Below are 24,080 nucleotides of genomic sequence, written 5' to 3' on the forward strand. Positions count from 1 at the left end.
GAAACGTGAAGTCGCTTGATCATCCGATCTTCACGGAAAGCATTCGCCGCATTCGCGAGCAGTTGGGTGTAACGGGTTTGGATCCCTTGCAGCAGCAGGTGTTGGAGCGTTTGATTCACAGCAGTGGGGATTTTGGCCTAACTCCTTTGCTGCGCTTTACTCCAGAGGCTTGTGAGCTTGGGCTGGCTGCCTTGCAGGCCGGAGCGCCAATTCTCACCGATACGGCAATGGCAGCTGTAGCAGTGCAGCCGATGGCGCGACGCACACTCAAGACATCAGTTCGCTGCGTGCTGGAGTGGGCGCCGGATGAGGCACCAAACGGTTCCACGCGAACAGCCGAGGGCTTGCGATCTGCATGGCAAGAATTGGCGGCTAAAGATGCGGATCAACAAGCGCCGATTGTGCTGATTGGTAGTGCACCAACGGCTTTGGAAGCTTTGTTGGATTTGGTGTCTACAGGTGCACCCCCTCCTAGCCTGATTATCGGCATGCCTGTGGGTTTTGTAGGTGTATCTGACAGCAAGTGGCGGTTAGCTGTTAGCGGACTAGCTCATATTCGCTTAATGGGGAGTCGGGGTGGGGCTGGTCTGGTAGCAGCGACGGTCAATGCTCTTTTGCGTCGTGCTTGGTTGGATCAATGAGATTGAATTCCTAGCAAAAGCCCTGGACATATATGCCCAGGGCGATGAAAGCAGAAGAGATTAGAAAGCGTTTTGAATCAAGCTAGAAATTCCGTATTGCTATAGAGACTGGCTAACTCATTATCGACTGAAAGCGCGTGAGCACGACGGACAGCTGAGTCAATATTGACTGTGCCTGCACCGTAGGTGTCGTCACGCCCTGTAGCTCCTAAATCCATGGCACTTGTTGTTAGGATCTCTCTAATCTCTCCGCCAGTTAGAGATAAATTTTCACTCCAAACAATAGCTGCAGCTCCAGCAACATTGGGGTTTGCACACGAGGTTTTTGTGAAGGTGCTAAGGGTCCCATTGGCATCAATTGCTTTAGAAGCTTCTGGTGCTACTAATGTGAGATTCCAACCTGCATTGGAATCAGCATCAAGTTGAGTTCCTGTCACATTAGTAATTGAACCACCAGTAATCGCATCGATTTCTTCTGTGCCTGTGAATTCCAGAGCCCCGACACTGGCCACATTGGCGTGGGATGTTTGAAAAGGTGCCAAGCCACCTGCTCCAGCCACGGAGGTTTTGTCTCCATCATTACCTGCAGAAGCAGCAAAGAATGCATAACTTTCCGTTTCATCTAGGCTTGCTGTCATTTCGGCAGTGGTGAAGTCACTACCCCCGAAACCTGCGCCGTTTTGGAAGACTAAACGTTCGCCACAATCTCGCTTGTCTTTTGCATCTTCTATGGAATCTAGTACACCGTCAGCCCACACATTGTAGGCAACTAGCTGACTGCCTGGTGCAATACCCGCTAGATTTTCACTGTCATGCTTAGCTGCCATCACACTCATTGATCTATGACCATGAGAGTTACTTGACTTTGCACTTTCATTTTGCACATGATCAATTTCATTATGAACATCAGTTGGGTTATCAGCTTCATCTTTCAGTCCAGTATCAAGAGAAACAAGCTTGACCTTGTCAGAACCTTTGTTGAATCGCCATGCACTTGCAGCATCCATGACTTGTAGATTCCATTGTTCTTTTGTACTGTCGCTCATTCCTTCTCTAATGCGGTAGCTATCGTCTGCGGTGGTAATCCTCTCAAAACCTTGTAGATAAATCTCATCTCCATTTTTGAGGCTCAAGATGTCGAAAGCTGTGCCTTGATAAATGGCCTGTTCGCCGATCGTTGTGTAATCAGTCAGACAGCTGAAGGTTTCGCCATTGAAGCTCTTGATGTCTGCACTATCAATACCATTAAGTATTAGTTCGTCGGTTCCACCACGAGCCTTGTAAATTCTACCTGAATCATATTGTGAACCTACCCATGAATATGCATCCAGATCATTATAAGTAAAAGTGTTCGCTTCAATGTCACCATCAAATGTACTCCAGTCAAGAGCATCAATCATCGTTAATCTTTCATCAAAGTCTTCTATATTTTCTCTCCAGCCACCGAATACAGCATCAATATCCACATCAAAGTCCCAGTTACTGCGTCTATCGAAGAAGCTTTCCGCAGCATCGATCTTGCCGTTAAGATCGACAAGGAATCGATCTTCTGAGAGATCTAGTGTGTATGATCCAAGATCAACACTTTCTCCTGTAGTGGTGTGGGTTGCATTGACTTGAGCTTCAACATTACCAAGCTTCATTGTTGCCCATGGGCCCCAACTCCAGCCATAAATATCTGAGAAATCTAACCTATTATCATTTAAGAAATCACCATCATAATTGATTCTGATAGCACCATCTTCAAAGACTTCTTTTTTCGTACCGTCGTGTGATGCATCATAAATACGGGTATAACCATAATCAAATAGACCCTCTACACTAAAGTCCCATGGCTTGATGCTGATGCTGAGATCAACATCGCGCGCTAGTGGGAGTTTGTTGAAAGCTTGCCGGTGAAAACCTTGGCTAAATGGGTTGTGTGAACCACCTTCCTCGCCAGCTTCATGTTCACCATTTGTACGATCTTCTGGTAAATCCTGTTGGCCTTTTCTTGCTATCCAGTTTAGCCTTACGAAGGAAAACCTATTTGATTTTCTTTCAAATTGGCCTTGATGATTGAATTCATCAGGTGATTCATCGCGATCTTGCTGATTTGCACTGGAAGAGAAACCTTGCCGATTGACTGAACGAAATGGCTGCCTTAGGTGTCGGCCAACTGTATTTGGACCATGTTGATTGCCTGTAATCGGATCTTCCAAACTTGTGGAATGATGAACATTGAATGTTTCTTGCCTCTCAAAAGATAGTCTGCTATCGCGAGGATAATCTTTGGTTGTGTTGTTTGAATTTGAGGCTCCCTTAGCTTCGAGTTCAAAGGGCTGCTCTTGTTCAGTGATCTTGTCACTATTGGAGTAATAGTGGCTTGAATGCCCCGAGCCAAGATGAGTGTTCTGACTGTCTGTTGGCTTTGCTAAATTTAGTGAGTCACTGATGAAGTCTCTGCGCTCTGATTGCTTGTCATTTGAGCTGATACTTCTGAAGAGCCGTTTCATGATTAGAGAAAAGGCAAAGCCTTTTGAATGACTCAATCAATTTCGCTCAATGTCATGACTTTAGATGTGATCCAGAACCTTTTGAGCCACGAACTTGCTCATATTCAATTGTGACGTAGGTCACACCTTTATTTGTGCATATCGATTGATTAGAAGTAATTTGGATGGTGAATCTGATTATTCTAGATCAGTCTTGTGATTAATCCTATCAATAGCCTTGCTTTTTAGCTCTCTATTTAGTTGTGGCTTGCTTATTCAGTTAATGATCAGCTTTGTGTAATCAGATCTTATTGTTGGCCTGCTGTTGTTGCAGTCAATATTGATAGTCTCTTACTTGGTTCACAATTGCCTGAGTGAATCTGCTTTGCTCTGGACCTGGCCCAGCAGTAGTTGTCAATAGTTCCCACTCTGCAGTTTGATAGTTGAAGTAAGTGAAACCCAACTTGCAAGGGAAGCGGTATCCCTGTCGTTGATGTGGTTGATCGGCTGGAAGATCGTCGGATTCAATCGATCTGCCCTTGCCTTCGCGTACCCCGAAATCTGTAGAGGTGAACGAATCAATCCTGATCTCAATGGGACTGCCTTTGCGAACGAAACCAATTTGCTTGCAGGGTATTGCCACATCGGCTACCAGGTTGTTGATAGGAACGATCTTGAGCAGAGGTTCACTTGAATGGGCGACAAATCCAGGCGTGGTTAGCTTGAGATCAACAATCGCCCCATGCCTTGGAGAACGCAAAGACTGGTCTTTCAGCGTTACTTTTGCTTCGCTCCAGTGCACGAGTGATCTCAACAGGTTTTTTGCGCAGCAGACCCACAACGTTTTACTGAGCTTGTTGAGGCTCTCCGGAAGGGTCTCTTGGAGTGTTCACGATGTTTTGGGCGCCAAATGAGGCAGTGGGTCGATGTCAGGCGACAGGAGGTTCTCAGCATTGTCTTTTGATCGTTTTCGCGCTTGGCCGGGCGTGTAGAGATGAGTGATCGTCTTGAAGCTGAGCTAACACCTGCCTTGCTCGTTGCACCACGTCATCCGGCACACCAGCTAGACGGGCGGCTTCAATGCCGTAACTGCGATTTGCACCGCCTGCGGTCACTTGATGCAGGAACACCAGGTCGTCGCCTGTTTCCTCCACCAAAACTTGAGAATTGGCGACATTGGCCAGCTCCTGGCTCAGCCCGTTGAGTTCGTGATAGTGGGTTGCGAACACAGTGCGGCTTCTAAGGTCTGTTGCCAGGTGTTCGCTCACTGCCCAGGCAATGGAAAGACCATCGAAGGTTGCGGTGCCACGTCCAATCTCATCGAGAAGCACCAAGGAACGATCGCTGGCGTGATGGAGAATGTTGGCCGTTTCTGCCATTTCCACCATGAAGGTGGACTGTCCCGCCGCTAGGTCATCTACGGCGCCGACGCGGGTGAAGATGCGGTCTGCGATGCCAACAAAAGCCTGCTTTGCAGGTACCCAACTACCCACCTGGGCTAGCAACTGTATGAGGCCGATTTGACGCAGGTAGCAGCTTTTGCCACTGGCGTTTGGGCCGGTGAGTACGACGAGGTCGATGCCCTTGCCAAGTTCTACATCGTTAGGGATGAAGGATCTCTCTACCAGTAGTTGTTCCACCACTGGGTGTCTGCAGGTTTTGAGCTGCAGTTCTCTGCTGTTATCGATCTCTGGGCAGCAATAGTTTCCAGTCGCAGCTACTTCTGCTAGCCCGACTAGCGCATCGAGTCCTGCCACGGCCCGTGCTGCTTTACGGATTGCAGTTGCCTGTTTTCCCACTTGCTCGCGCAATTGGCAGAACAATTCGTATTCCCTTTGGCAGGCCCTTGCTCTGAGCTGAAAGATCTGCCCTTCCCGGGTTTTGAGATCTGGTGTGATGAAGCGTTCCTCGTTGGCCAGGGTCTGCCGGCGGATCCAGTGGTCCGGCACCATGGAAGCCTTGGCTTTGCTTACGGCTAGGAAGTAGCCGAAGGTTCGGTGGTATTGCAGGCGTAGATTAGGGTTGCCACTGAGTTTGCGTTCTTGGATTTCCTGACCTGCAAGCCAGTTGTCCTGGTCATCCAGTTGATTGCGCAGGCCATCCAGCAGCGGATCAACGTTGTCGTGCATGAGGCCTCCCTCGCTGAGGCTTAGCGGTGGGTTATTGATCAATTGCTCGCGGATACTTGCCGCCAGTTTTGGCAGGCTTTTATCCAGAGTCAGCAAGTTGTCGAGCCAGTGTGGGGCAGAGCTCAATGCATTGTGTAGTTGCTCTGCTAGCCGTGGTAAGCGTTCAATGCCATCGGCGATAGCCACTAGCTCACGGGCGCCAGCATGACCGGCGCCGGCCCTGCCCGCCAGCCGTTCGAGATCTCCCATCGGTCGCAGCAAGCGTCGAAGTGAATGCCGCAGGGAGCGTGTCTCCACGAGATGGTTCACTACTGCTTGACGGGCGCGGATGGCTTTGCTGTCTAGGAGGGGGGCCTCGATCCAGCGACGCAGGCAGCGGGCTCCCATTGCGGTGAGGGTTCGGTCTACGGCCCACAGCAGTGACCCTTGAAACTGGCCGTCCCGTTGAGTGCTTGTGAGTTCTAGGTTGCGTCGGGTTTGGGCGTCGAGAACTAAGGCATCGCCGGCGAACACTGTGAGCGGATGTTCCAGGGGCATCGGGGCGATGCCGTCATCGACGTTTTCAGCAAGGGGTTGGGTGTCCCTTAGATAAGTCAGCAGTCCACCGGCGGCCCTTAGTGCTAAAGGCACCTCTTGCAGTCCTAGACCGTCAAGGGTGCTGAGCCGGTAATGATTGAGCAGCGTTCGCTCGGCCTCTGGCTGACTGAAGGGGGTAGTGGCCATTGTTGTCAGGAAGAGCTGCTCCGGACACCAGGCAGGCCTGCTGCTTTCTCCGCTTTGTTGAGCCATGATCAGTTCCGAAGCCTCGAGCTGAGCAAGGTGTTGGTGCAGCTCAGCGCTCCCCTCCCGTTGCGTGACCAGGAATTCGCCTGTGCTGACATCGGCGTTGGCTAGACCCCAGCAAAACGGTTGGTTGCCTTGTGCTGGCTCAACCACAACTGCTGCTAGCCAATTGTTGCGGCGAGCTGTCAGCATGCCTTCGGCAAGCACCGTGCCTGGGGTGAGCACCCTGGTGATGTCACGTTTAAGCAGTGCGCCTTTGCTTGGAGTTGTTTCCAGTTGGTCACAAATGGCCACGCTTAGCCCATGGCGGATTAATTCGGCGCAATAGCGTTCTGCAGCGTGGTGGGGGACGCCTGCCATCGGCACACGGCCGATCCCTTTGCCTCCTTCCTTGCCCGTGAGAGTCAGCTCCAGCAGCCTTGAGAGCTGAATGGCATCTTCAAAAAAGCATTCAAAAAAATCGCCGAGTCTGTAGAGCAAGATCCTTTCGGGATGTTTGGCCTTGAGTTCCACGTAATGACGCAGCATTGGCGTGAGCTGCTCAGGGTCAACAAGGTTGTGGTGTGCCCAGGTGGGCAGGTCGTTGTCGTTATCGGCTGTTTCGAGTTGCTCTTGGCTTTCAGAATCAAGTGGGATGCTTGGAACGGATGTTGGCTTATGTCGATTGCGGGGCCTTTTTAGGGATTCGTCGACGAGTTCTTGATCAGAGAGATCGTTACGCAGAGCTCGTGTAATGGTTTCTGAGCAGCTTTCAGCGTTTGCCTGCGGTTCCAGATCATCAAACAGACTGCCTTGCAACAACTCAGCGTTGGCAGTCATTGGATAATCCTGCCAGCAAAGAGATGGCATCGTAAGTCTGGTTTGCTGGGCAGGATGTGAAGCCTCGCGACACCCATGGCGGCCTTTGCATGAGAAGCCTCGGCCTCGTGGGAGAATTTTCAAAGATCAGAGCATTGGCTCCGCCGCCTCAACTCCATGCAGATCATTTCCGACATCGCTGTGAACGCCCTGTTGTTCGCATCATTGCTTTTGGTTGTTGGGATTCCGGTGCTTTATGCAACCCAAAAAAATCCTGGCGATCGCCGCAACCCTGAAATCAAAAAGATCGAAATCATTGGCGGGGTTTGGTTCCATCTTGTTTTGCTCAACGGAGCAATCAGCTTTTTGGTGGTTTGAACCAATCACCCACTTGCTGTGATGAGAGCATGTGGGCAGTTTCTGCCACTGAATGATGGCCACATTTGAAGGGCGTTATACAGATGTACAAGCTCTGCGTATAGCTGTTGTAGTCGCCAGGTTTAACGACTTGGTGACAGGCAAGCTTTTGAGTGGCTGTCTTGATTGTTTGGCTCGCCATGGGGTTGATACCTCTGCAGGCAGTTCTCAACTTGATGTGGCCTGGGTTCCCGGTTCGTTTGAATTGCCTCTTGTGGCTCAGAATCTTGCGCGTAGTGGTCGCTATCAGGTGGTGATTACCCTTGGTGCTGTGATTCGAGGCGATACACCCCATTTTGATGTGGTGGTTGCTGAGGCCAGTAAGGGCATTGCTTCAGTCTCAAGGGAGACAGGTGTGCCGGTTATTTTTGGTGTGCTCACCACAGACACCATGCAACAAGCTCTTGAGCGGGCTGGGATTAAGAGCAATTTGGGCTGGAGTTATGGGTTACAGGCTTTAGAAATGGGTTCGCTGATGGGAGTGCTCTGCTCAGCTACTTCTGCCAGCTGATTGATTGGAATTGACCAGTTCCCCTTTGGTGGTGCATGCTGTCTGTGTCCAAGGGGAGACATCCCCAAGGCACGTGTTGCGGATGTAGCTCAGTGGTAGAGCATCTCCTTGCCAAGGAGAGGGTCGAGAGTTCGAATCTCTTCATCCGCTTTTCAGTTTGAACAATTAGCTGTTTTTGAGATTCAACAACAACAGCTGTTGATTGCTGGCCCTTTCGAAGCCCATTTGCTCGTAGAAGCCTCTGCTGTTTGTTGTCATCAAGTAGACACGCTCAACATTGCGGATGCCAGGAGCGACTAGCAGAGCTTCGATCACTTGTCTGCCTAAGCCATGACCTTGCAGATCGCCAGCTACGACAACGTCCCATAGGACGGCCCGGTAGATCCCGTCGCTGGTGGCACGTCCGAAGCCCACCAGGCGCTTGCCACGCCAAAGGCTAATGACCACGTTGCTGCCTGCCAGCATTTTTTTTAGTTCTGACGTGTCGCGTTGCTGGGCCCAGAAGGCGTGTTTGTGGAACAGACGGTGCAGCTTAAGAAGTCCGCGGCTTGGCTTGAGATCAGGTCCCATCCCGAACCAGCGCATGCCCGGAGCTCCGGCGGCGTGTTCAACAAGACGGATGCGGGTCATAACGGATCACTGACCTCTTTATCATCCGTCCCTGGCCAATGGAGATTGCTTTTAGCTAAGTGTGTGGCGCTTGGAACGTAGGCGCGTGAGAGATGTATCCACTTCTTTTTCAGAACGGTTTGCTTGCGATGTCTTCAATCTGTTTTCTCATAAGCAGTGGTTCATGTTGTGTTCTTTCGAGCCAGTACTTTTCTCCTTTCAGCATCCCTGCAAGGAGCACTCAGTAGGCTGCACGCAGAAATAACAGCTGTTTCATGCTCAAGCTCCTGCTGGGAGATCCCAATGCCCGCAAGCTGAAGCGCTACCAGCCGATCGTCACTGACATCAATATCCTCGAAGAGGACATTGCTCCGCTCGGCGACGAACAACTCCGCGCCAGAACGGCTGAGTTTCGTCAGCGGCTTGAGAATGCAGGCAGCCTTGACAAGCAGTTACCTCTCTTGGATGAGCTGCTCCCCGAGGCTTTTGCCGTGGTGCGAGAGGCCAGTAAACGTGTTCTTGAGATGCGGCACTTCGATGTGCAGCTAATCGGCGGAATGGTGTTGCATGAGGGCCAGATTGGTGAGATGAAGACTGGCGAAGGTAAAACGCTTGTGGCGACTTTGCCTGCTTATCTCAATGCCTTAACAGGGCGAGGTGTACATGTCGTCACTGTGAATGACTATCTAGCAAGGCGAGATGCTGAATGGATGGGACAAGTTCATCGCTTTTTGGGGTTGTCGGTTGGTTTGATTCAGCAGGACATGAGTCCTGCTGAGCGCAGGAAAAACTATGCCTGCGATATCACCTATGCCACCAATTCAGAGTTGGGTTTTGACTACCTGCGCGACAACATGGCCACCGATCTGAGTGAGGTGGTTCAGCGGGAGTTTCAGTACTGCGTCATCGATGAGGTGGATTCGATTCTGATCGATGAGGCGCGTACTCCCTTGATCATTTCCGGACAGGTGGAGCGTCCCCAGGAGAAGTATCAGCAGGCTGCAGATGTGGCCGCTGCTCTTGAGCGGGCTGCCGAACAGGGTAAGGATGGCATTGACCCTGAGGGTGACTACGAGGTTGATGAGAAGCAACGCAGTTGCACACTCACGGATGAAGGCTTCGCCAAGGCTGAGCAGAACCTCAATGTGAGGGATCTGTTTGACCCCGCTGATCCCTGGGCCCATTACATCACCAATGCATTGAAGGCCAAGGAGTTGTTTGTCCGGGATGTGAATTACATCGTGCGCGATGGTGAAGCTGTGATTGTTGATGAGTTCACAGGCCGTGTGATGCCAGGCCGGCGCTGGAGCGACGGACAGCATCAGGCGATTGAGGCCAAGGAACAGCTAGCAATTCAGCCTGAAACTCAGACTCTGGCTTCGATTACTTATCAAAATTTCTTTCTGCTTTATCCCCGCTTGGCTGGCATGACCGGCACCGCTAAAACTGAAGAGGTGGAGTTTGAGAAGACCTACAAGCTTGAGACTTCAGTGATCCCTACCAACCAGCCTCGGGCTCGTGCGGATTGGGTGGATCAGGTTTATAAGACTGAATCAGCCAAGTGGCGCGCCGTGGCCAACGAGACGGCTGAAATTCATAAGCTGGGAAGGCCTGTTCTGGTTGGCACGACCAGTGTTGAGAAAAGCGAACTGTTGAGTTCCCTGCTCTCAGAACAAGAGATTCCCCACAATCTTTTGAATGCCAAGCCGGAGAATGTGGAACGTGAGGCGGAGATCGTGGCCCAGGCTGGCCGTGCAGGTGCTGTGACGATTGCCACAAACATGGCTGGCCGTGGGACAGACATCATCCTCGGCGGAAATAGCGATTACATGGCACGCCTCAAGTTGCGTGAGGTTTTGTTGCCAAGATTGGTGCGGCCTGAGGAGGGTCATCGTCCACCAGTGCCATTGCAGAGGGCTGCCGAGACAGGTGGTGGGTTCGCTGCCAAGGCCGCTGCTTCGAATGGATCTCACGGCCATGTCTTAAGCGAGGCCCGTGCAATCGGGAGTCTCTATCCTTGCTCGCTCACTGATGACACTGATCAGTTCCTTGCGGAGTTAGCTCGTGAGCTTGTGAAGGTTTGGGGAGATAGGGCACTGAGCGTGATCGAATTAGAGGATCGCATCTCCACTGCTGCTGAAAAAGCACCTACCGATGATGCGCAGATTGCTGCCTTAAGAGAGTCGATCGCAAGAGTAAAGACTGAATACGACGTGGTAGTGACCCAGGAGGAGGTTCGAGTGAGGGAAGCAGGTGGTCTTCATGTGATTGGTACAGAACGTCATGAATCTCGCAGGGTTGACAATCAACTTCGTGGTCGTGCCGGCCGCCAGGGGGATTTAGGTAGTACCCGTTTTTTCCTTTCTTTGGAAGACAACCTATTGCGCATCTTCGGAGGAGAACGGGTGGCTTCGTTGATGAATGCTTTCCGCGTGGAGGAGGACATGCCCATTGAGTCGGGCATGCTGACCCGTTCTTTAGAGGGGGCTCAGAAAAAGGTAGAAACCTATTACTACGACATTCGTAAGCAGGTTTTTGAGTACGACGAGGTGATGAACAATCAACGTCGTGCTGTTTATGCCGAACGTCGCCGTGTGCTTGAGGGTCGAGGGCTCAAGAAGCAGGTGATTGGTTATGGAGAGCGAACAATGGACGACATTGTTGAGGCTTATGTGAACCCTGACTTGCCCCCTGAAGAATGGGATTTAGGCCAACTGGTTAGCAAGGTTCAGCAATTTGTCTACCTGCTTGAGGATCTAAAGCCTGAGCAGTTGCAGGGGTTAAGTATGGAGGAGCTTAAGTCTTTTCTTCAGGAGCAACTGCGCAATGCTTATGACATTAAGGAAGGTCAGATTGAGCAGCAGCGACCAGGGTTGATGCGGGAGGCAGAACGTTTCTTTATCCTTCAGCAGATCGATACACTTTGGCGGGAACATCTGCAGGCGATGGATGCTCTGCGTGAATCTGTAGGTTTGCGAGGGTATGGGCAAAAAGATCCACTGATTGAATACAAGAATGAGGGCTACGATATGTTCCTCGAGATGATGGCAAATATGCGTCGTAATGTGATTTATTCGATGTTTATGTTCCAGCCGGCCGCATCAGGGCAACAGGATGCATGATGATTATTGCGATTTACTCAACCAGCGCAGGGGGCGCATAAGTTTCCAACTCATTTAACGTTTGGTTGTATGCAGCTCAGCAGAGAGCTCTTGCAGTTGCCCATCGGCTTGTTGAAGTTGCTCGTTGGAGCCTTTTATTAATGCTTTGAGTTGCTGATCGCAGTTGATCAGGTTTGTTTCTGCACATTCCTTGCGCTCCATCTCTTGAAGAAGCTTGACTGCCAAGGCTGCTAATCCATCCTGCAGGGCTTGAGGTTGTGGCTCCCAAACACTGATATTGTGCTCCAGATCGCCGTGGTTTGCAGGCTTATCTTTGTGGATCAGTTTCCAGGTGTGTCCGGCTTGTTCAAAGCTGTGAGATACGAGCCGCTCCAAAGCATGCAAATTGCTGCCGTCCATCGCCAGGGGCTCTGGTGGTATTTCGGGAATGTTTGCCATTGCATTGGCAAGAGGCATCAATGTTGAGGGTTTGGTCCAAAACATCATCCCTGCAGGGAAGCTCAATAGGACATCGCGTCGCAAGGGGCGATGCGGCGCGAACAATTGACTGAATTAACTCGCTAATTCAAAGTTTGCCCCACAGTTCAAGTAGGGCCGAATCAGATCGGCAGGTGCAGGTATTACCAGTCAAAATCTGGGATGGTTGCTTAATGTTTGACGTAAATGCAGCACGCTGCAGAGATCTGGCAGCAATGTGCTGAGAAGTTCTTCTAGCCTGGGTTGGCCAAGATCGCTCTCTAAAGAACGTTTCCCGTGGAGATGTAGAAGTAAGTCGTAGGTCTGCAGGTCTGGCTACAGATCAATTAATAATGGTGCCAAGTTGTGGTCTCGATTGCCGCAGATTCGGATATTGAGATGCTTGAGCGTTGCCTGATTCAGGCTTGAATGAATCCGCTTTTTGATCACTTCAGCCTTGGCGGTGCTGATCCATAGATCAAAGCGTCCTAAGCCGTCTGAATCCTTCTTGAAAGCCGCAAGCAGGCAGTCGATGGTTTCCGTGTAGTGAACTATGAATATGAACGATCAGCCTCATTGGAGGGTCTTTGCTGTTTTCTGATTGCCACTCCGGTAAGCGGCTACGTCGTCCAATTAATCTTCCATGCTTTTCAAGATCTGCTCAATGGTTTTTTGCATTTCACATCAGCCATGGGGGTGCATGCCAACATCAATTGAGAGTTGACGCAGCGATTGGCTCAGGCACGCAAGGGGATCATCCTCGCCGGAGGAAGTGGCACAAGGCTGCATCCAATTACGCAGGCGGTAAGCAAGCAGTTGCTGCCGGTTTATGACAAGCCGATGGTCTATTACCCGTTGAGCACATTGATGCTTGCAGGTATTCGTGAGGTATTGATCATCACTACACCGCAGGATCAAGGGTGTTTTCAATCCCTACTTGGTGATGGTCAGGCCTGGGGCATAGAGATTCGCTATGCCGTTCAGCCAAGCCCGGATGGACTGGCTCAGGCTTTTTTGATTGGTGCGGATTTTCTTGCTGGTAGTTCTGCGGCTCTGGTGCTTGGTGACAACCTTTTTCACGGTCAGAATTTGGTTCTTGAGAACTTCCCTAAAATTGGGGCCACGGTTTTTGCCTATCCGGTGCGCGATCCAGAGCGATACGGGGTTGTTGACTTTTCTCCTGATGGACGGGTGCTCAGCATTGAAGAGAAGCCCGATCAACCGAAATCCAGATATGCCGTTACGGGATTGTATTTTTATGATGAAACTGTGGTTGACCGTGCTCGTAAGGTTGTTCCTTCTGCACGTGGGGAGCTGGAGATTACTGATCTCAATCTTCAGTATCTCCAGGAAGGCCACCTGCATGTGCAGTTGATGGGGCGCGGTATGGCCTGGCTTGATACGGGTACCTGTGACTCTCTGCATGAGGCCTCGAGCTACATCCGCACGCTTGAGCATCGTCAAACTCTCAAGGTCGGCTGCCCTGAGGAAGTTGCTTGGCGGATGGGTTGGATCACGGATGACCAGCTTTCGACTTTGGCGGCTCCGTTGCGTAAGAGTGGTTATGGCATTTACCTGATGCAGCTTCTTGAGGATGCAGGCTGAATCACTCCAGAGTCACGCTGGACATGTGTTGTCCGGCCCTTTGTTGATCCAACCACGGGTGTTCTGTGATGAGAGGGGTTTTTTTTTCGAAAGTTGGAATCAGCTTGCTTTTCAGGAAGTTCTTGAGAACTCAGGTCAACCCACGCCATTGTTCGTACAGGACAATCATTCGCATTCCTCAATAGGTGTTCTGCGGGGATTGCACTATCAGTTGGCGCCTCATCCTCAGGGCAAGCTTGTGCGTTGTGTGGTGGGTGAGATTTTTGATGTGGCTGTCGATATTCAACGCGATTCGCCCACTTTCGGGCAGTGGGTCTCGGCCAGGTTGAGTGCAGAGAATCATTGCCAGCTTTGGGTTCCGCCAGGGTTCGCCCATGGATTTCTCACACTTAGCGACCGTGCCGACGTTCTCTACAAAACCACCGATTTCTGGAGCCGTGAGTGTGAGCAGTCCATTCGCTGGGACGATCCTGACCTTGCGATTGCTTGGCCGGTGACGACGCCTGAGGGGACACAGTTATCACCTCTGTTGTCCGATAAGGATGCCAAGGCACCATTGCTTGATGATCAATCATGCGTGTTTTGATCACGGGTGGTTCTGGTCAGTTGGGCCAGGCTTTACAAAAGCTGTCTCCTCCTTCGGTGGAATTGATCGCGCTGGATCGGTATGCGCTTGATCTTTCGGATCCGAGGGCTTGTGAGGTGGCTGTAGATGAACTGACGCCAGCCTGGGTGATTAATGCTGGTGCTTATACGGCTGTCGATCGCGCCGAAGTCGAATCGGAGCTGGTTTATATAGTCAATGCAAAAGCTCCAGAAGCATTGGCAAGGGCGCTACAGCGCACGGGTGGGAGTTTGTTGCAGCTCAGCACTGATTTTGTTTTTGACGGGGCGCAGGGATCTCCTTATCAGCCTCATCAACCTCTCATGCCTCTGGGGGTCTATGGAGCCTCTAAAGCCGCTGGTGAAGTGCAGGCGGCTTCAGCTTTGGATCCAGACAGGCTATGCATTCTTCGCACTAGCTGGCTTTATGGACCCGTTGGGCGCAACTTCCTGCTCACGATGCTTCGCCTTCATCAAGAGCGTGAAACTTTGGCAGTTGTGGCGGATCAGGTGGGCTGCCCGACATCGACCCATGGTCTGGCTCAGGCCTGCTGGTCTGTTCTTGAGCAATCACTAGTGGGTCGCCATCACTGGAGTGATGCTGGGGTGGCCAGTTGGTACGACTTCGCAGTGGCTATAGGCGAATTGGCGATGCACTGTGAGTTGTTGCAAACCCCAGCGCTCGTGAGGCCTTTGACCACCGCTGAGTATCCAACTCCTGCTAGGAGACCAAGTTATTCCTTGCTGGATTGCACTGCCACTCGTTCAGCCCTTGGTTTGTCTGGGGTCCATTGGCGGCAGGCTTTATATGGGGTTTTGGAGCAATTGCGGCAGATTTAAGGTCTGCTCCTTTTGATTTGACTTTGTGTCTCGGCGCGACTCCCAATGTGCTCACTGCTCACCTCTGCGCTCTTCATGCCAGCAGCATTTAGGAGTCCGGTCTGAAGAAATGTTCTTTTGGCCACTCCTAACTGAAGCATTTCAAGAACTGGATTGACCTGATCATCCTTTTGAGCACCATCAAGACTGTGCTCAAGCCTGGAGGATCTTATGATTTCGCCTACTAGATGTGTTGGAGTTTTTGGAGTTTAAGGTCTTCCCAGGCAAGGACATGTGATGACCTCTTGGGTGGCTGCCGATGCGCGGGTTCTTGTTACCGGCGGCGCTGGTTTTATTGGCGGGTGTGTGGTTCGCAGGCTCCTGAGTGAGTTTGGTGCTCGAGTGTTCAATCTTGACAAACTCAACTATGCCAGCGATCTCAGCAGCATCGGTGAGCATGCCAATCACCATGTTCTAAGGGTCGATCTCGCTGATGCCGAGGCAACCCATGCTGCTGTCAAGCAGGCTGACCCTGATCTGGTGATGCACTTGGCTGCAGAAAGCCATGTTGATCGCTCGATAGATGGCCCTGAGGTTTTTTTGGCAAGCAACGTTTGTGGCACCTTTCATCTGCTGCAGGCGGTACGTGCTCATTGGGAGGAATTGCCAGAAGCGCGCAGGGATCGTTTTCGCTTTCACCACATCAGCACCGATGAGGTTTTCGGCTCACTTGGGTCTGAAGGATATTTTTCGGAAACCACTCCCTATGACCCACGAAGTCCCTATTCCGCCAGCAAGGCGGCTAGTGATCATTTGGTGAGCGCCTGGCATCACACCTATGGACTGCCGGTAATAATGACAAACTGCAGCAATAATTATGGTCCGTGGCAATATCCTGAAAAACTCATCCCGGTTGTTATTCTTAAGGCATTATCAGGTGAGCAGATTCCTTTATACGGAGATGGACAAAATGTTAGGGATTGGCTTTACGTTGAAGACCATGTAGATGCATTGATATTGGCTGCTCTGCACGCTGAGCCAGGATCAAATTATTGCATTGGTGGCAACAATGAGTTGACCAATAAGCAGGTTGTAGAGGCTATCTGTAACTTGCTTGATCAACGGCTATCTCAACATACTTCACACGCATGCATGATTACTAAAGTTGAAGATCGTATGGGACATGACCGGAGATATGCGATTGATGCCACATTAATTCGCAATGAATTGGGTTGGGCTCCTCGTCATACTTTTGAGCATGGGCTGGCCAAAACGGTTGATTGGTATATCAACAACTTGGATTGGTGTAAAAGGGTAGCGGCATTAAGTGGGTTTCAGGGACAACGTTTGGGCTTGGGACCAGACAAACGATGAAAGCATTGGTTTTTGGATGTACTGGGCAGGACGGTTCCTTGTTGTCCTCTTCATTATTGGCACAGGGCTATGAGGTTTTGGGAGTATCACGCTCGAGCAATCCCAACCTTGAGGTTCATCGCAGGATTTCGATTTTGGGAAAAATGGAGATCAGAACTGCTGATCTATGCGACTTTCGTGAAATACTTGAACTAATCACGGGGTTTGAACCGGATGAAATTTATAATTTGGCGGCTCAGTCTTCTGTAGGGCTTTCCTTTGTTCAACCATTAGATACATTTAATAGCATCATTAATGGAACAATTAATTTATTGGAGGTAGCACGCTTTGCTTCATATTCTGGGAGCATTTATTTTGCTGGTAGTAGTGAGATTTTTGGCAATACAAATGCTCCAGCTGAGGCAACATCACCTCGTAATCCACGCAGTCCTTATGCCATTGCCAAGGATGCAAGCTACAATGCTGTACAACTTTATCGTCAGGCCTATGGCTTGCGCTGTGTAACGGGGATTCTCTTTAACCACGAGTCTCCTTACCGCTCACCCAACTTTGTAACGCGCAAGATTGTTGATGGAGCTGTACGTTGTAGCCGGGAAAAAGATTATAGATTACAGCTTGGTAATTTGACAGTGTCTCGCGATTGGGGATGGGCCGAAGAATATATTGAAGCAATGCAGTTAATTGTCAGAGCTCCAAATTTGGTTGACCAAGTAATTTGTACAGGCAGGATGGAAACCCTTGAATATTTTGTATTTCGCGTGTTTCAACAGCTAGATCTTAATTGGCATGAACATGTTCAGCTGAGTGATGATTTGCATCGACCATCAGATATTCAAAAGAGCGTGGGTAATCCTAAGCCAATGCAACAGGCTCATGGTTGGCAAGCCAAGCATGATGTGGATGGCGTGATTGATCGTCTTATTGAGGCGACAAAATCAGGCAACAATTAGGAAGCCAAGCAGTTGAGATAGGCATGTTCATGATCCTTGATAAAGCGTTCACTTCCGTAAAATTTGCATAGATTCTCATATTGTGCTTGGCCTAGTCTTTGGCTGGGCTGCTTTGCTTTCTTGTCCCAAGCAGCTGTTAAAAATTCCGCCCAGATATTTGCATTAAGCGGCGATAAAAGTTCCACATAGCCCGCGCCTACTTCTCTATGTATTTCCAAATCAGAAACGCCTAGAGGTGCGTTGCAACTCAGCGCTTCGATTAATGGCAATGAAAAACCTTCTGCTAGTGAAGGTACAAGTACAGCACTACAATGTCTATAAAGCCAAGCTAGTTGTGCATCATTTGGATAGATCTTGAGCACATGTTGTTCCAAATCATTTTGATAGATTAGGGTTTTTTCATCACGAGACCATGCTTTTCCACCAACAAAAATCATCAGCATTTCGTCGATAACGTTTGATTTTTTCAGAGTAGATAGGGCTTTAAGTAAGATCTTGCCATTTTTATAATCATGGCTTTTGCCCACAAAAATCCAGAAGCTTGTATTTTCCAGATTGGCTATTGGTTGGGTGACTTGTGAGCCGATTCTTGTGGCTAAAGGAATTACCTTTAAAGTTGTTTTGATATTCGGCCAGAAAAAGGAGAGATCATCTGCACTGGATTCACTGTTGCTAATGATCAGATCAGATGCATCTAGCCAGCCTTTCTTGTTGGCATGGGCAGATCGCCATTTACCGAGGATGAATTGCTCTGGATATCTTTCTGGAGTCATATCGTGCAAGGTGCTAACAAGCCGTTGATCTGATCTCAGCCGATAAGGCTTTTTGTTGTAAAAGGTGGCATGAATGATGTCGGCTTCTGAACGGCATCGCAATCGGCTACTTGCCAGTGATTGCTTTGCTATGACTGGCAAGATTTTGCTTGTTGAGCTGGCGGAAAAGCCTATGGATAACTCATTAAAATATCTACAGATGCCTCCCTGTGCTCTAAGTCGATAGATTTGATCATCAAAACCAATTTTCAACATCATGAACAATCATGATTGCTTATGCTCAGGGGCATCATTCGCACAATGTAATCTGAGTATTCGCTTTGCTGTTGGTTGTCATCTGTGATGCTACTTCAATTTGACTAGATTCTGGCATGTTTTCTCCTTCGTCTCCAGCTCTCAAGGGGCAGCCACCCTGCTTGCTCAGTGTAATAACCCCATGCTTGAACGCAGATAAAACAATTAGTCATACACTCGATAGCGTACAAAGTGTGGCTCTAGAGCTTTCCCGCAATGGTTGGCAATTACAGCATCTTCTAGTTGATGGTGGCTCTTCCGACAATAGTCTTGAGAAATGGCATGAGTATGAGAAAAAGCAAGTTAATTGCAAGCTGCTAATAGATGTTGATGGTGGGCCTTATCAAGCTATGCAGGCTGGATTAGTACAAGCTCATGGAATCTACACTCATATTCTCAACGCCGATGATTACATCGTAAAGCCTCGCCTTTATGTTGAAAGCTTGCTTAAGGCCACCTCGTTATCAAGCGCGGTCATTATGAGTTCGATTTCTTATTTCAAGCAGTTTTCAGGTCAAACAACTCGTCTTTGGACTGTACCGGAACTCCCTACTAGCTTTTCGGATTGGCAAATACAACTTGCCCATGGCTTGCACTATCCACATCCAGGATTTATTGCTTGCACTAAAACATATCGTGCCATAGGATTTGACACGGCTTATCAATTATCTTCTGACTACAAAACGATGCATTTGATATTGAAAGGCTTGGATAATTTTGATCAAGTTTTAGTCGTCCGTGAACCTTTGGTCGCTATGGCTGAAGGGGGCTTAACAGCTGGCTTGAGATCAATTCTTCTTGGCCGTGACGAAATACGACGTATTAATAGAGAATTAGGAATCAAGCATTCTTCTTACAGGCGTTATTTACCAAAGCTTTTTCAAATCTTTTTTAAGCAGCTCAACAGATTTTGATCAGCTTTAGGAAAAGCTATGTGATTATGCTATTAGTCCATCGAGTGATAGGCATGGCGAGAGATAGCTATCGCTAGGGACAGAGACTTGTGGAGATAATTGCTCTATCATTGTTAACAGCTTAGAGCCTGCAGAAGTGCAGAAAGCCTGCTTGAGTGATTGAACAGTTTTTAGAGATACTTTTGGCCTTGCATGCATCATTTTAACAATAGTATTAAGCGCCTCTGCGGGATTGTATCCACTAATTATCTTAAACTCGCCTGGACTGGCATGTTTAGTTATTTCAGGAATCGATGTAGAGCCTGTTGTAATTACTGGGCACTGGGCTGCTAGTGCTTCTACAATTGGGTAGCCAAAGCCCTCAAGAGTAGATGGATAGAATAATAGCTCTGCTCCGCTAAGGAGAGGCCTCATATCTTCATGATCTAGATGGAATCGCCTAATGCCAAATGTAAAATGTGCGTCGTAAAGTTGGCAATCATAATTGCTGAGCTCTTCTCCTGAGGTTACAATTACACCAAGGCAGAGTTTGGCTGTTTCTGGACCTTTCTCAATGAGAGCATGATTTAACAGCTGTACATTTTTGTACCCACCACGGTGCCCAGGTATGACAAGATAAGGATACTTTAAATTAAGTTTTTTGCGTAGAATTCTTTGATCTTGCTGTGTTGCAGCTCCAAATTCTTCTTTTACCATTGGTGGGTAAATGATTGTTTCTGAACGCTTACAAATATTTGGATAGAAAATACTTGCATCTCGACTTGTAGATTCTGAAATGGTGAAGCATTCATTGATTGATGACATATATAGCTCTTTTAATTTCCATCCAATACTATTCATTGCCCCCAGGTGTTCTGGGATGAAATCGTACGCAAAGCCAATATTTTTTACGCCATAGGCTAGAGTATAGTAGCTGCTGATAAAGCAAGTTGCATCTAGTTTCTTGCAAAGTTCTCCAGTCTCAGTATAATCTGAGAGGGCAGCTATTGGCTCAAAAAATTGATAGGGTATGATTTTTATATTTTTAAAGTCTTGATTGCGGAGCCAGTCAGAATCACCTCTTGCTAGAACATAAATAATTGGTTTCTGAGTATCTAATAAAGTAGTTAAATGTTCATCTAATTGCTGAAGAAGTATTTTCCAGTATTTAGCAATGCCAGACCATTGATTGATCTGGAAAAACACACCATCTATCACAATGGTCTTGCTCATGAGTTCATGGCCGCCGCAGCTGCATAGATGTGCAGGTGCTCTGGATCTATTCTGTGAAAAAACTTTTCTGCAAACTCAGGACTAACCTCTTTGATCATTTGTTCACAAAGAAGCTCATAGTGATTGATTGTACTTCGTTGATGCTCCTGCAATCCGATCGTCTGAGGACGAGTGGATAAACCATTGGGGTTGTTGTAGTAAAAGCTCAATGGAATAGATATGACGCCAAAGGCATTCTTATTCTCTCGACTGACGCGGTACCAAAAATCTGCATCACCAGCTGAGGTGTAGCTGGAATCAAACATTTGACATGATGCTTCTCCATGTAGCGAATAACGCCACATAGGGCTGCTATGCGGGAAGTTTCTATCGACGAGTGTTCTCTTGTTGACTACAGGAATGTTGGTGCGGTATTGATGACTATGGCTCACTATTTTCTCTAATGATTGGTTTGGATTTGAGAAATAGAGGTAATCAGTGATTGCAACCTGCTTGTCGCTAAATGTTTCTAAATAGCTAGATTGGACCTCTATGCATAGTGGATGACGACGATCATCAACATTGAAATTTGTGAGGAAATCAACCCTATTTGATAGGGCTTCAATGCCTAGATTCCAGGCCTCGTAAATTTTACAGCCAGGCTTATCGATAAATATTGAATCAGCAAATCCTGCATTTTTAGTTTCAGCGGTGATCAAGTTGCGACATTCGCGACTCATGCCTGCATTAATGAAGACTGGTATAACACGCTCACGGATAGAAATTTGCTGTATGTTTTCTAGGAAACCTTGAATATAGGGCTCTGGGTTGAAGCAAGAGATTAGGATCCCTATCTTTCTATTTGAGCTTTGCTTTGGCTGCCAATCTCTTGCTGCCGACTGCATGTCTATATCTTTAAGTAACTTGAGATATCGTGAGGCCTGTCTTGATAAGTCGGAATAATAATTGCTGTCTACCTTCTCTGATTTCGACAAGACATTTAAATACCTATAACTTAGCCCGTGGAAAAGGCCTGCATCTGAAAGGATGTTAGCTTGTGTAGCTTTATTCTCTTTTGTTGGGTTTAAATAGAGATGGCTAACCTTTTTTTTAGTTTTTTCAATAAATAGAAGGGCCGGTTTAATGGTCTTTTTAATTTTGAACCATTTTTGATAGGCCAACAAACGAGCGATCGGCATCGTGATTCCTCCCCACGCTTGGCTAGGTCTTCCTTGTTCGCTTAATCCACGCATGCACTGCCCTTCGTTGATCATGCAAATCTTGAAGGCTTGTGCTCGGTAGCCTTGGCTGGTAAGCACGTCTTGGCATACATTTGCTATGCGCTGATCTTTCTGTTCGGCCTTTGAAATGAGTTGCTTAGCAAGCCAAATATTCGCTTTTTGCCCAATTTTTAGCTTTGCTATTTTTAGTAGTCTTTTGATCCATCCCTTAGTCATTGCAACTCTCCCATGCGAGCTTTCTTATTGCTCAAAGTACTCTGAAAGTCTTCAACCGTTGCATTGATACCATCGCCAAGCTTGATGCCAGGCTTCCACCCCAGCGCTTGTATTCGGCTTACATCTAGTAGTTTTCTTGGGGTTCCATCAGGCTTGCTTGTGTCCCATTCGATAGTTCCTTTAAAGCCCACCGATGATGAGATAAGTCTCGCCAACTCTTTAATCTCAATATCCATGCCAGTCCCTACATTCAAGTGGTTTGGTGTTTCATTCGTTGGCTTCCATTCTTCTAATGCCATGACGCATGCTTTTGCCAGGTCGTTGACGTGAAGGAACTCGCGACGTGGTCTTCCAGACCCCCAGCATGTAACTAGCTGCTCATTTTGTTGCTTTGCATCTGAAAACCGCTTGATCATTGCGGGTAAGACATGGCTGTTTTGAGGGTGATAATTATCACCTGGCCCATAAAGATTAGTTGGCATAAGTGAAAGTGCATCAAAGTCATGCTGAGTCTTAAGTGCTCTACATAATTGGATGCCAGCAATCTTGGCAATCGCATACCATTCATTCGTCGGCTCAAGGCTGCCCGTCAGTAGTGCTTCTTCTTGAATGGGTTGTTCAGCAAACTTTGGATAGATGCAGCTACTTCCTAAAAAAAGCAGGCGCTTACAGCCTTTTTGGAAGGCTTGCTCAATCACATTATTCTGAATTTTAATGTTGTCTAGAAGAAAATCAGCTGGATAATTCTTGTTCGCGAAAATTCCTCCAACTTTGGCCGCTGCAAGAACCACAACATCAGGGCAATGCTGTACGAACCAATATGACACTGCCTGTGCATCTCTAAGGTCTAGATCTTTTCTGCTGACTGTAATAAGATTTTGATAACCACTTTTAATCAGCGCTCTGCATATAGCACTACCGGCCATGCCACGATGACCTGCGACAAAAATTTTGTCTTCGCTTGCGATTAGCTTGTTGCTTGCTTTATTGTCTGGATTAGTGATCATTGATCTTTGGCCTTAAGTGTCTTAATTGCTTCGGGATTGGTAGGTGGATTCTCCATTGAACCAACAACATTAAATCCCTCTCTGCGTAAGGTTGCTTCTTTTGCTGCCTCTTGTTTGTCTGCTGTAACCATTTCTGCAACTAGTTTTTCAAGAGTTGTTGTTGGAACCCAGCCAAGTCTGTTTTTCGCATTGCTTGGATCTCCGAGCAGTGTTTCTACTTCAGTCGGCCTGAAATAACGAGGATCAATTTGAACAACTACAGCCCCTGTATCGGATCTGCGGCCGATCTCATTCACGCCTTTACCTTCCCAGGTCAATCCTTCCCAGCCAAGCTCTGATGCAGTGAGTTCTAGAAATCGTCGAACACTTTCTTGTCGACCTGTTGCAATGACAAAGTCTTCTGGAGCTTGTTGTTGAAGCATCAGCCATTGCATTTCAACGTAATCACGAGCGTGGCCCCAATCACGTAGCGAGTCAAGATTACCCATAAATAAGCATTCATCGAGGCCGGCGTTGATGCGTGCTAAGCCTCGAGTGATCTTGCGGGTTACGAATGTCTCACCACGACGTGGACTTTCATGGTTGAAAAGAATGCCATTACAGGCATACATTCCATAAGCTTCCCGATAGTTGACTGTAATCCAGTAGGCATAGAGCTTGGCAACTCCATAGGGGGAGCGAGGGTAAAAAGGTGTCGTTTCTTTTTGGGGTGTTTCTTGTACAAGTCCATATAACTCGCTGGTGCTGGCTTGATAGATGCGAGTAGAGTTGGTTAGCCCCAAAATCCTTACTGCTTCGAGTATTCTCAGGGTTCCAAGAGCATCGCTATTGGCTGTATACTCAGGAGCTTCAAAGCTCACGGCTACATGGCTTTGTGCGCCTAAATTATAGATCTCATCGGGCTTGACTTGTTGAATAATCCTGATGATATTGGTGCTATCAGTGAGATCTCCATAATGTAAAATAAGCCTTGGATCTATTTCGTGAGGGTCCTGGTAAAGATGATCAATTCTGTCGGTATTGAAACTGCTTGAGCGCCTTTTGATGCCGTGAACGCAATATCCTTTATCGAGCAAAAGCTCCGCTAGGTATGAGCCGTCTTGGCCAGTGATTCCTGTGATCAAAGCTTGCTTCAACTTTCTCTCTATCCGAT

At 48.3% G+C, this 24,080-nt stretch carries 20 protein-coding genes and 1 tRNA gene; 11 read left to right on the forward strand and 10 right to left on the reverse strand.

Annotation, left to right across the window (positions count from 1 at the left end; all coding sequences use genetic code 11):
* The first annotated feature begins 5 nt into the window (after window positions 1-5).
* Complete coding sequence (locus SIB41_RS11900; RefSeq protein WP_063420821.1) at window positions 6-641, forward strand: precorrin-8X methylmutase; 636 nt, start codon at window positions 6-8, stop codon at window positions 639-641.
* Between the two features lie 77 nt (window positions 642-718).
* Here SIB41_RS11900 and SIB41_RS11905 read toward each other — a convergent pair whose 3' ends face one another.
* From SIB41_RS11905 to mutS, 3 genes are all read right to left on the reverse strand, one after another.
* On the reverse strand, window positions 719-3,136 hold the full coding sequence (locus tag SIB41_RS11905) for a S8 family serine peptidase (RefSeq protein WP_413359208.1): 2,418 nt from the start codon (window positions 3,134-3,136) through the stop codon (window positions 719-721).
* A gap of 313 nt (window positions 3,137-3,449) precedes the next feature.
* Window positions 3,450-3,929 carry an HlyD family efflux transporter periplasmic adaptor subunit gene (locus tag SIB41_RS11910; protein WP_413359210.1) on the reverse strand — a complete coding sequence of 160 codons (480 nt, stop codon included), beginning with the start codon at window positions 3,927-3,929 and terminating at the stop codon, window positions 3,450-3,452.
* Between the two features lie 133 nt (window positions 3,930-4,062).
* Window positions 4,063-6,846, reverse strand: coding sequence for a DNA mismatch repair protein MutS (gene mutS / locus SIB41_RS11915; RefSeq protein ID WP_413359212.1), 2,784 nt, complete (start codon window positions 6,844-6,846; stop codon window positions 4,063-4,065).
* Between the two features lie 156 nt (window positions 6,847-7,002).
* On the opposite strand from mutS, the gene psbZ reads away from it, so the two are divergent.
* From psbZ to SIB41_RS11930, 3 genes are all read left to right on the forward strand, one after another.
* Window positions 7,003-7,203, forward strand: coding sequence for a photosystem II reaction center protein PsbZ (gene psbZ, locus SIB41_RS11920; protein ID WP_011129459.1), 201 nt, complete (start codon window positions 7,003-7,005; stop codon window positions 7,201-7,203).
* Between the two features lie 55 nt (window positions 7,204-7,258).
* Entirely contained in the window at window positions 7,259-7,753 is a 495-nt protein-coding gene (gene ribH / locus SIB41_RS11925; RefSeq protein ID WP_063419391.1) for a 6,7-dimethyl-8-ribityllumazine synthase, read from the forward strand.
* Between the two features lie 78 nt (window positions 7,754-7,831).
* A tRNA-Gly gene (locus SIB41_RS11930) sits at window positions 7,832-7,903 on the forward strand.
* Between the two features lie 15 nt (window positions 7,904-7,918).
* Here SIB41_RS11930 and SIB41_RS11935 read toward each other — a convergent pair.
* Entirely contained in the window at window positions 7,919-8,383 is a 465-nt protein-coding gene (locus SIB41_RS11935; RefSeq protein WP_413359214.1) for a GNAT family N-acetyltransferase, read from the reverse strand.
* Window positions 8,384-8,637: 254 nt separating this feature from the next.
* On the opposite strand from SIB41_RS11935, the gene secA reads away from it, so the two are divergent.
* The gene (gene secA / locus SIB41_RS11940) at window positions 8,638-11,484 is read left to right on the forward strand and encodes a preprotein translocase subunit SecA (RefSeq protein WP_413359217.1); all 2,847 of its coding nucleotides are present in this window, start codon (window positions 8,638-8,640) and stop codon (window positions 11,482-11,484) included.
* 54 nt (window positions 11,485-11,538) lie between these two features.
* On the opposite strand, the gene SIB41_RS11945 is transcribed toward secA, so the two are convergent.
* Window positions 11,539-11,970 carry a rhamnan synthesis F family protein gene (locus SIB41_RS11945; RefSeq protein WP_413359220.1) on the reverse strand — a complete coding sequence of 144 codons (432 nt, stop codon included), beginning with the start codon at window positions 11,968-11,970 and terminating at the stop codon, window positions 11,539-11,541.
* Between the two features lie 702 nt (window positions 11,971-12,672).
* Between SIB41_RS11945 and rfbA the strand changes: the two genes are divergently transcribed.
* The 5 genes from rfbA (at window position 12,673) to SIB41_RS11970 (ending at window position 17,291) form a co-directional block, all read left to right on the forward strand.
* Window positions 12,673-13,545 (forward strand): glucose-1-phosphate thymidylyltransferase RfbA, encoded by an 873-nt coding sequence (rfbA, locus tag SIB41_RS11950; protein WP_063419392.1) that lies wholly within the window; start codon window positions 12,673-12,675, stop codon window positions 13,543-13,545.
* Entirely contained in the window at window positions 13,535-14,131 is a 597-nt protein-coding gene (rfbC, locus tag SIB41_RS11955; protein ID WP_063419338.1) for a dTDP-4-dehydrorhamnose 3,5-epimerase, read from the forward strand. Before rfbA ends, rfbC begins: the two co-directional genes overlap by 11 nt.
* On the forward strand, window positions 14,119-14,988 hold the full coding sequence (rfbD, locus tag SIB41_RS11960) for a dTDP-4-dehydrorhamnose reductase (protein ID WP_413359222.1): 870 nt from the start codon (window positions 14,119-14,121) through the stop codon (window positions 14,986-14,988). Before rfbC ends, rfbD begins: the two co-directional genes overlap by 13 nt.
* Window positions 14,989-15,264: 276 nt before the next feature.
* Window positions 15,265-16,341: a dTDP-glucose 4,6-dehydratase gene (gene rfbB, locus SIB41_RS11965; RefSeq protein WP_413359225.1), complete on the forward strand. Its 1,077-nt coding sequence runs from the start codon at window positions 15,265-15,267 to the stop codon at window positions 16,339-16,341.
* Window positions 16,338-17,291, forward strand: a complete 954-nt coding sequence (locus tag SIB41_RS11970; protein ID WP_413359227.1) for a GDP-mannose 4,6-dehydratase — start codon at window positions 16,338-16,340, stop codon at window positions 17,289-17,291. The genes rfbB and SIB41_RS11970 overlap by 4 nt, the downstream gene beginning before the upstream one ends.
* Here SIB41_RS11970 and SIB41_RS11975 read toward each other — a convergent pair.
* The gene (locus tag SIB41_RS11975; protein WP_413359229.1) at window positions 17,288-18,322 is read right to left on the reverse strand and encodes a glycosyltransferase; all 1,035 of its coding nucleotides are present in this window, start codon (window positions 18,320-18,322) and stop codon (window positions 17,288-17,290) included. The two genes, SIB41_RS11970 and SIB41_RS11975, sit on opposite strands and share 4 nt — an antisense overlap.
* A gap of 113 nt (window positions 18,323-18,435) precedes the next feature.
* Between SIB41_RS11975 and SIB41_RS11980 the strand changes: the two genes are divergently transcribed.
* On the forward strand, window positions 18,436-19,272 hold the full coding sequence (locus SIB41_RS11980; RefSeq protein WP_413359230.1) for a glycosyltransferase: 837 nt from the start codon (window positions 18,436-18,438) through the stop codon (window positions 19,270-19,272).
* Between the two features lie 24 nt (window positions 19,273-19,296).
* Here the strand turns inward: SIB41_RS11980 and SIB41_RS11985 are convergent, their stop codons facing one another.
* The 4 genes from SIB41_RS11985 to gmd are packed head-to-tail and all read right to left on the reverse strand — an operon-like array spanning window position 19,297 to window position 24,063.
* Entirely contained in the window at window positions 19,297-20,484 is a 1,188-nt protein-coding gene (locus tag SIB41_RS11985; RefSeq protein WP_413359232.1) for a glycosyltransferase, read from the reverse strand.
* Window positions 20,481-21,920, reverse strand: coding sequence for a hypothetical protein (locus SIB41_RS11990; RefSeq protein WP_413359234.1), 1,440 nt, complete (start codon window positions 21,918-21,920; stop codon window positions 20,481-20,483). The genes SIB41_RS11985 and SIB41_RS11990 overlap by 4 nt, the downstream gene beginning before the upstream one ends.
* Window positions 21,917-22,927, reverse strand: coding sequence for a GDP-L-fucose synthase family protein (locus tag SIB41_RS11995; RefSeq protein WP_413359236.1), 1,011 nt, complete (start codon window positions 22,925-22,927; stop codon window positions 21,917-21,919). The genes SIB41_RS11990 and SIB41_RS11995 overlap by 4 nt, the downstream gene beginning before the upstream one ends.
* Window positions 22,924-24,063, reverse strand: coding sequence for a GDP-mannose 4,6-dehydratase (gene gmd, locus SIB41_RS12000; RefSeq protein ID WP_413359238.1), 1,140 nt, complete (start codon window positions 24,061-24,063; stop codon window positions 22,924-22,926). Before gmd ends, SIB41_RS11995 begins: the two co-directional genes overlap by 4 nt.
* Between the last annotated feature and the right edge of the window lie 17 nt (window positions 24,064-24,080).

Origin of the sequence: Prochlorococcus sp. MIT 1201, from assembly GCF_047303415.1 — a bacterium.
Taxonomy (GTDB): Bacteria; Cyanobacteriota; Cyanobacteriia; order PCC-6307; family Cyanobiaceae; genus Prochlorococcus; species Prochlorococcus marinus_D.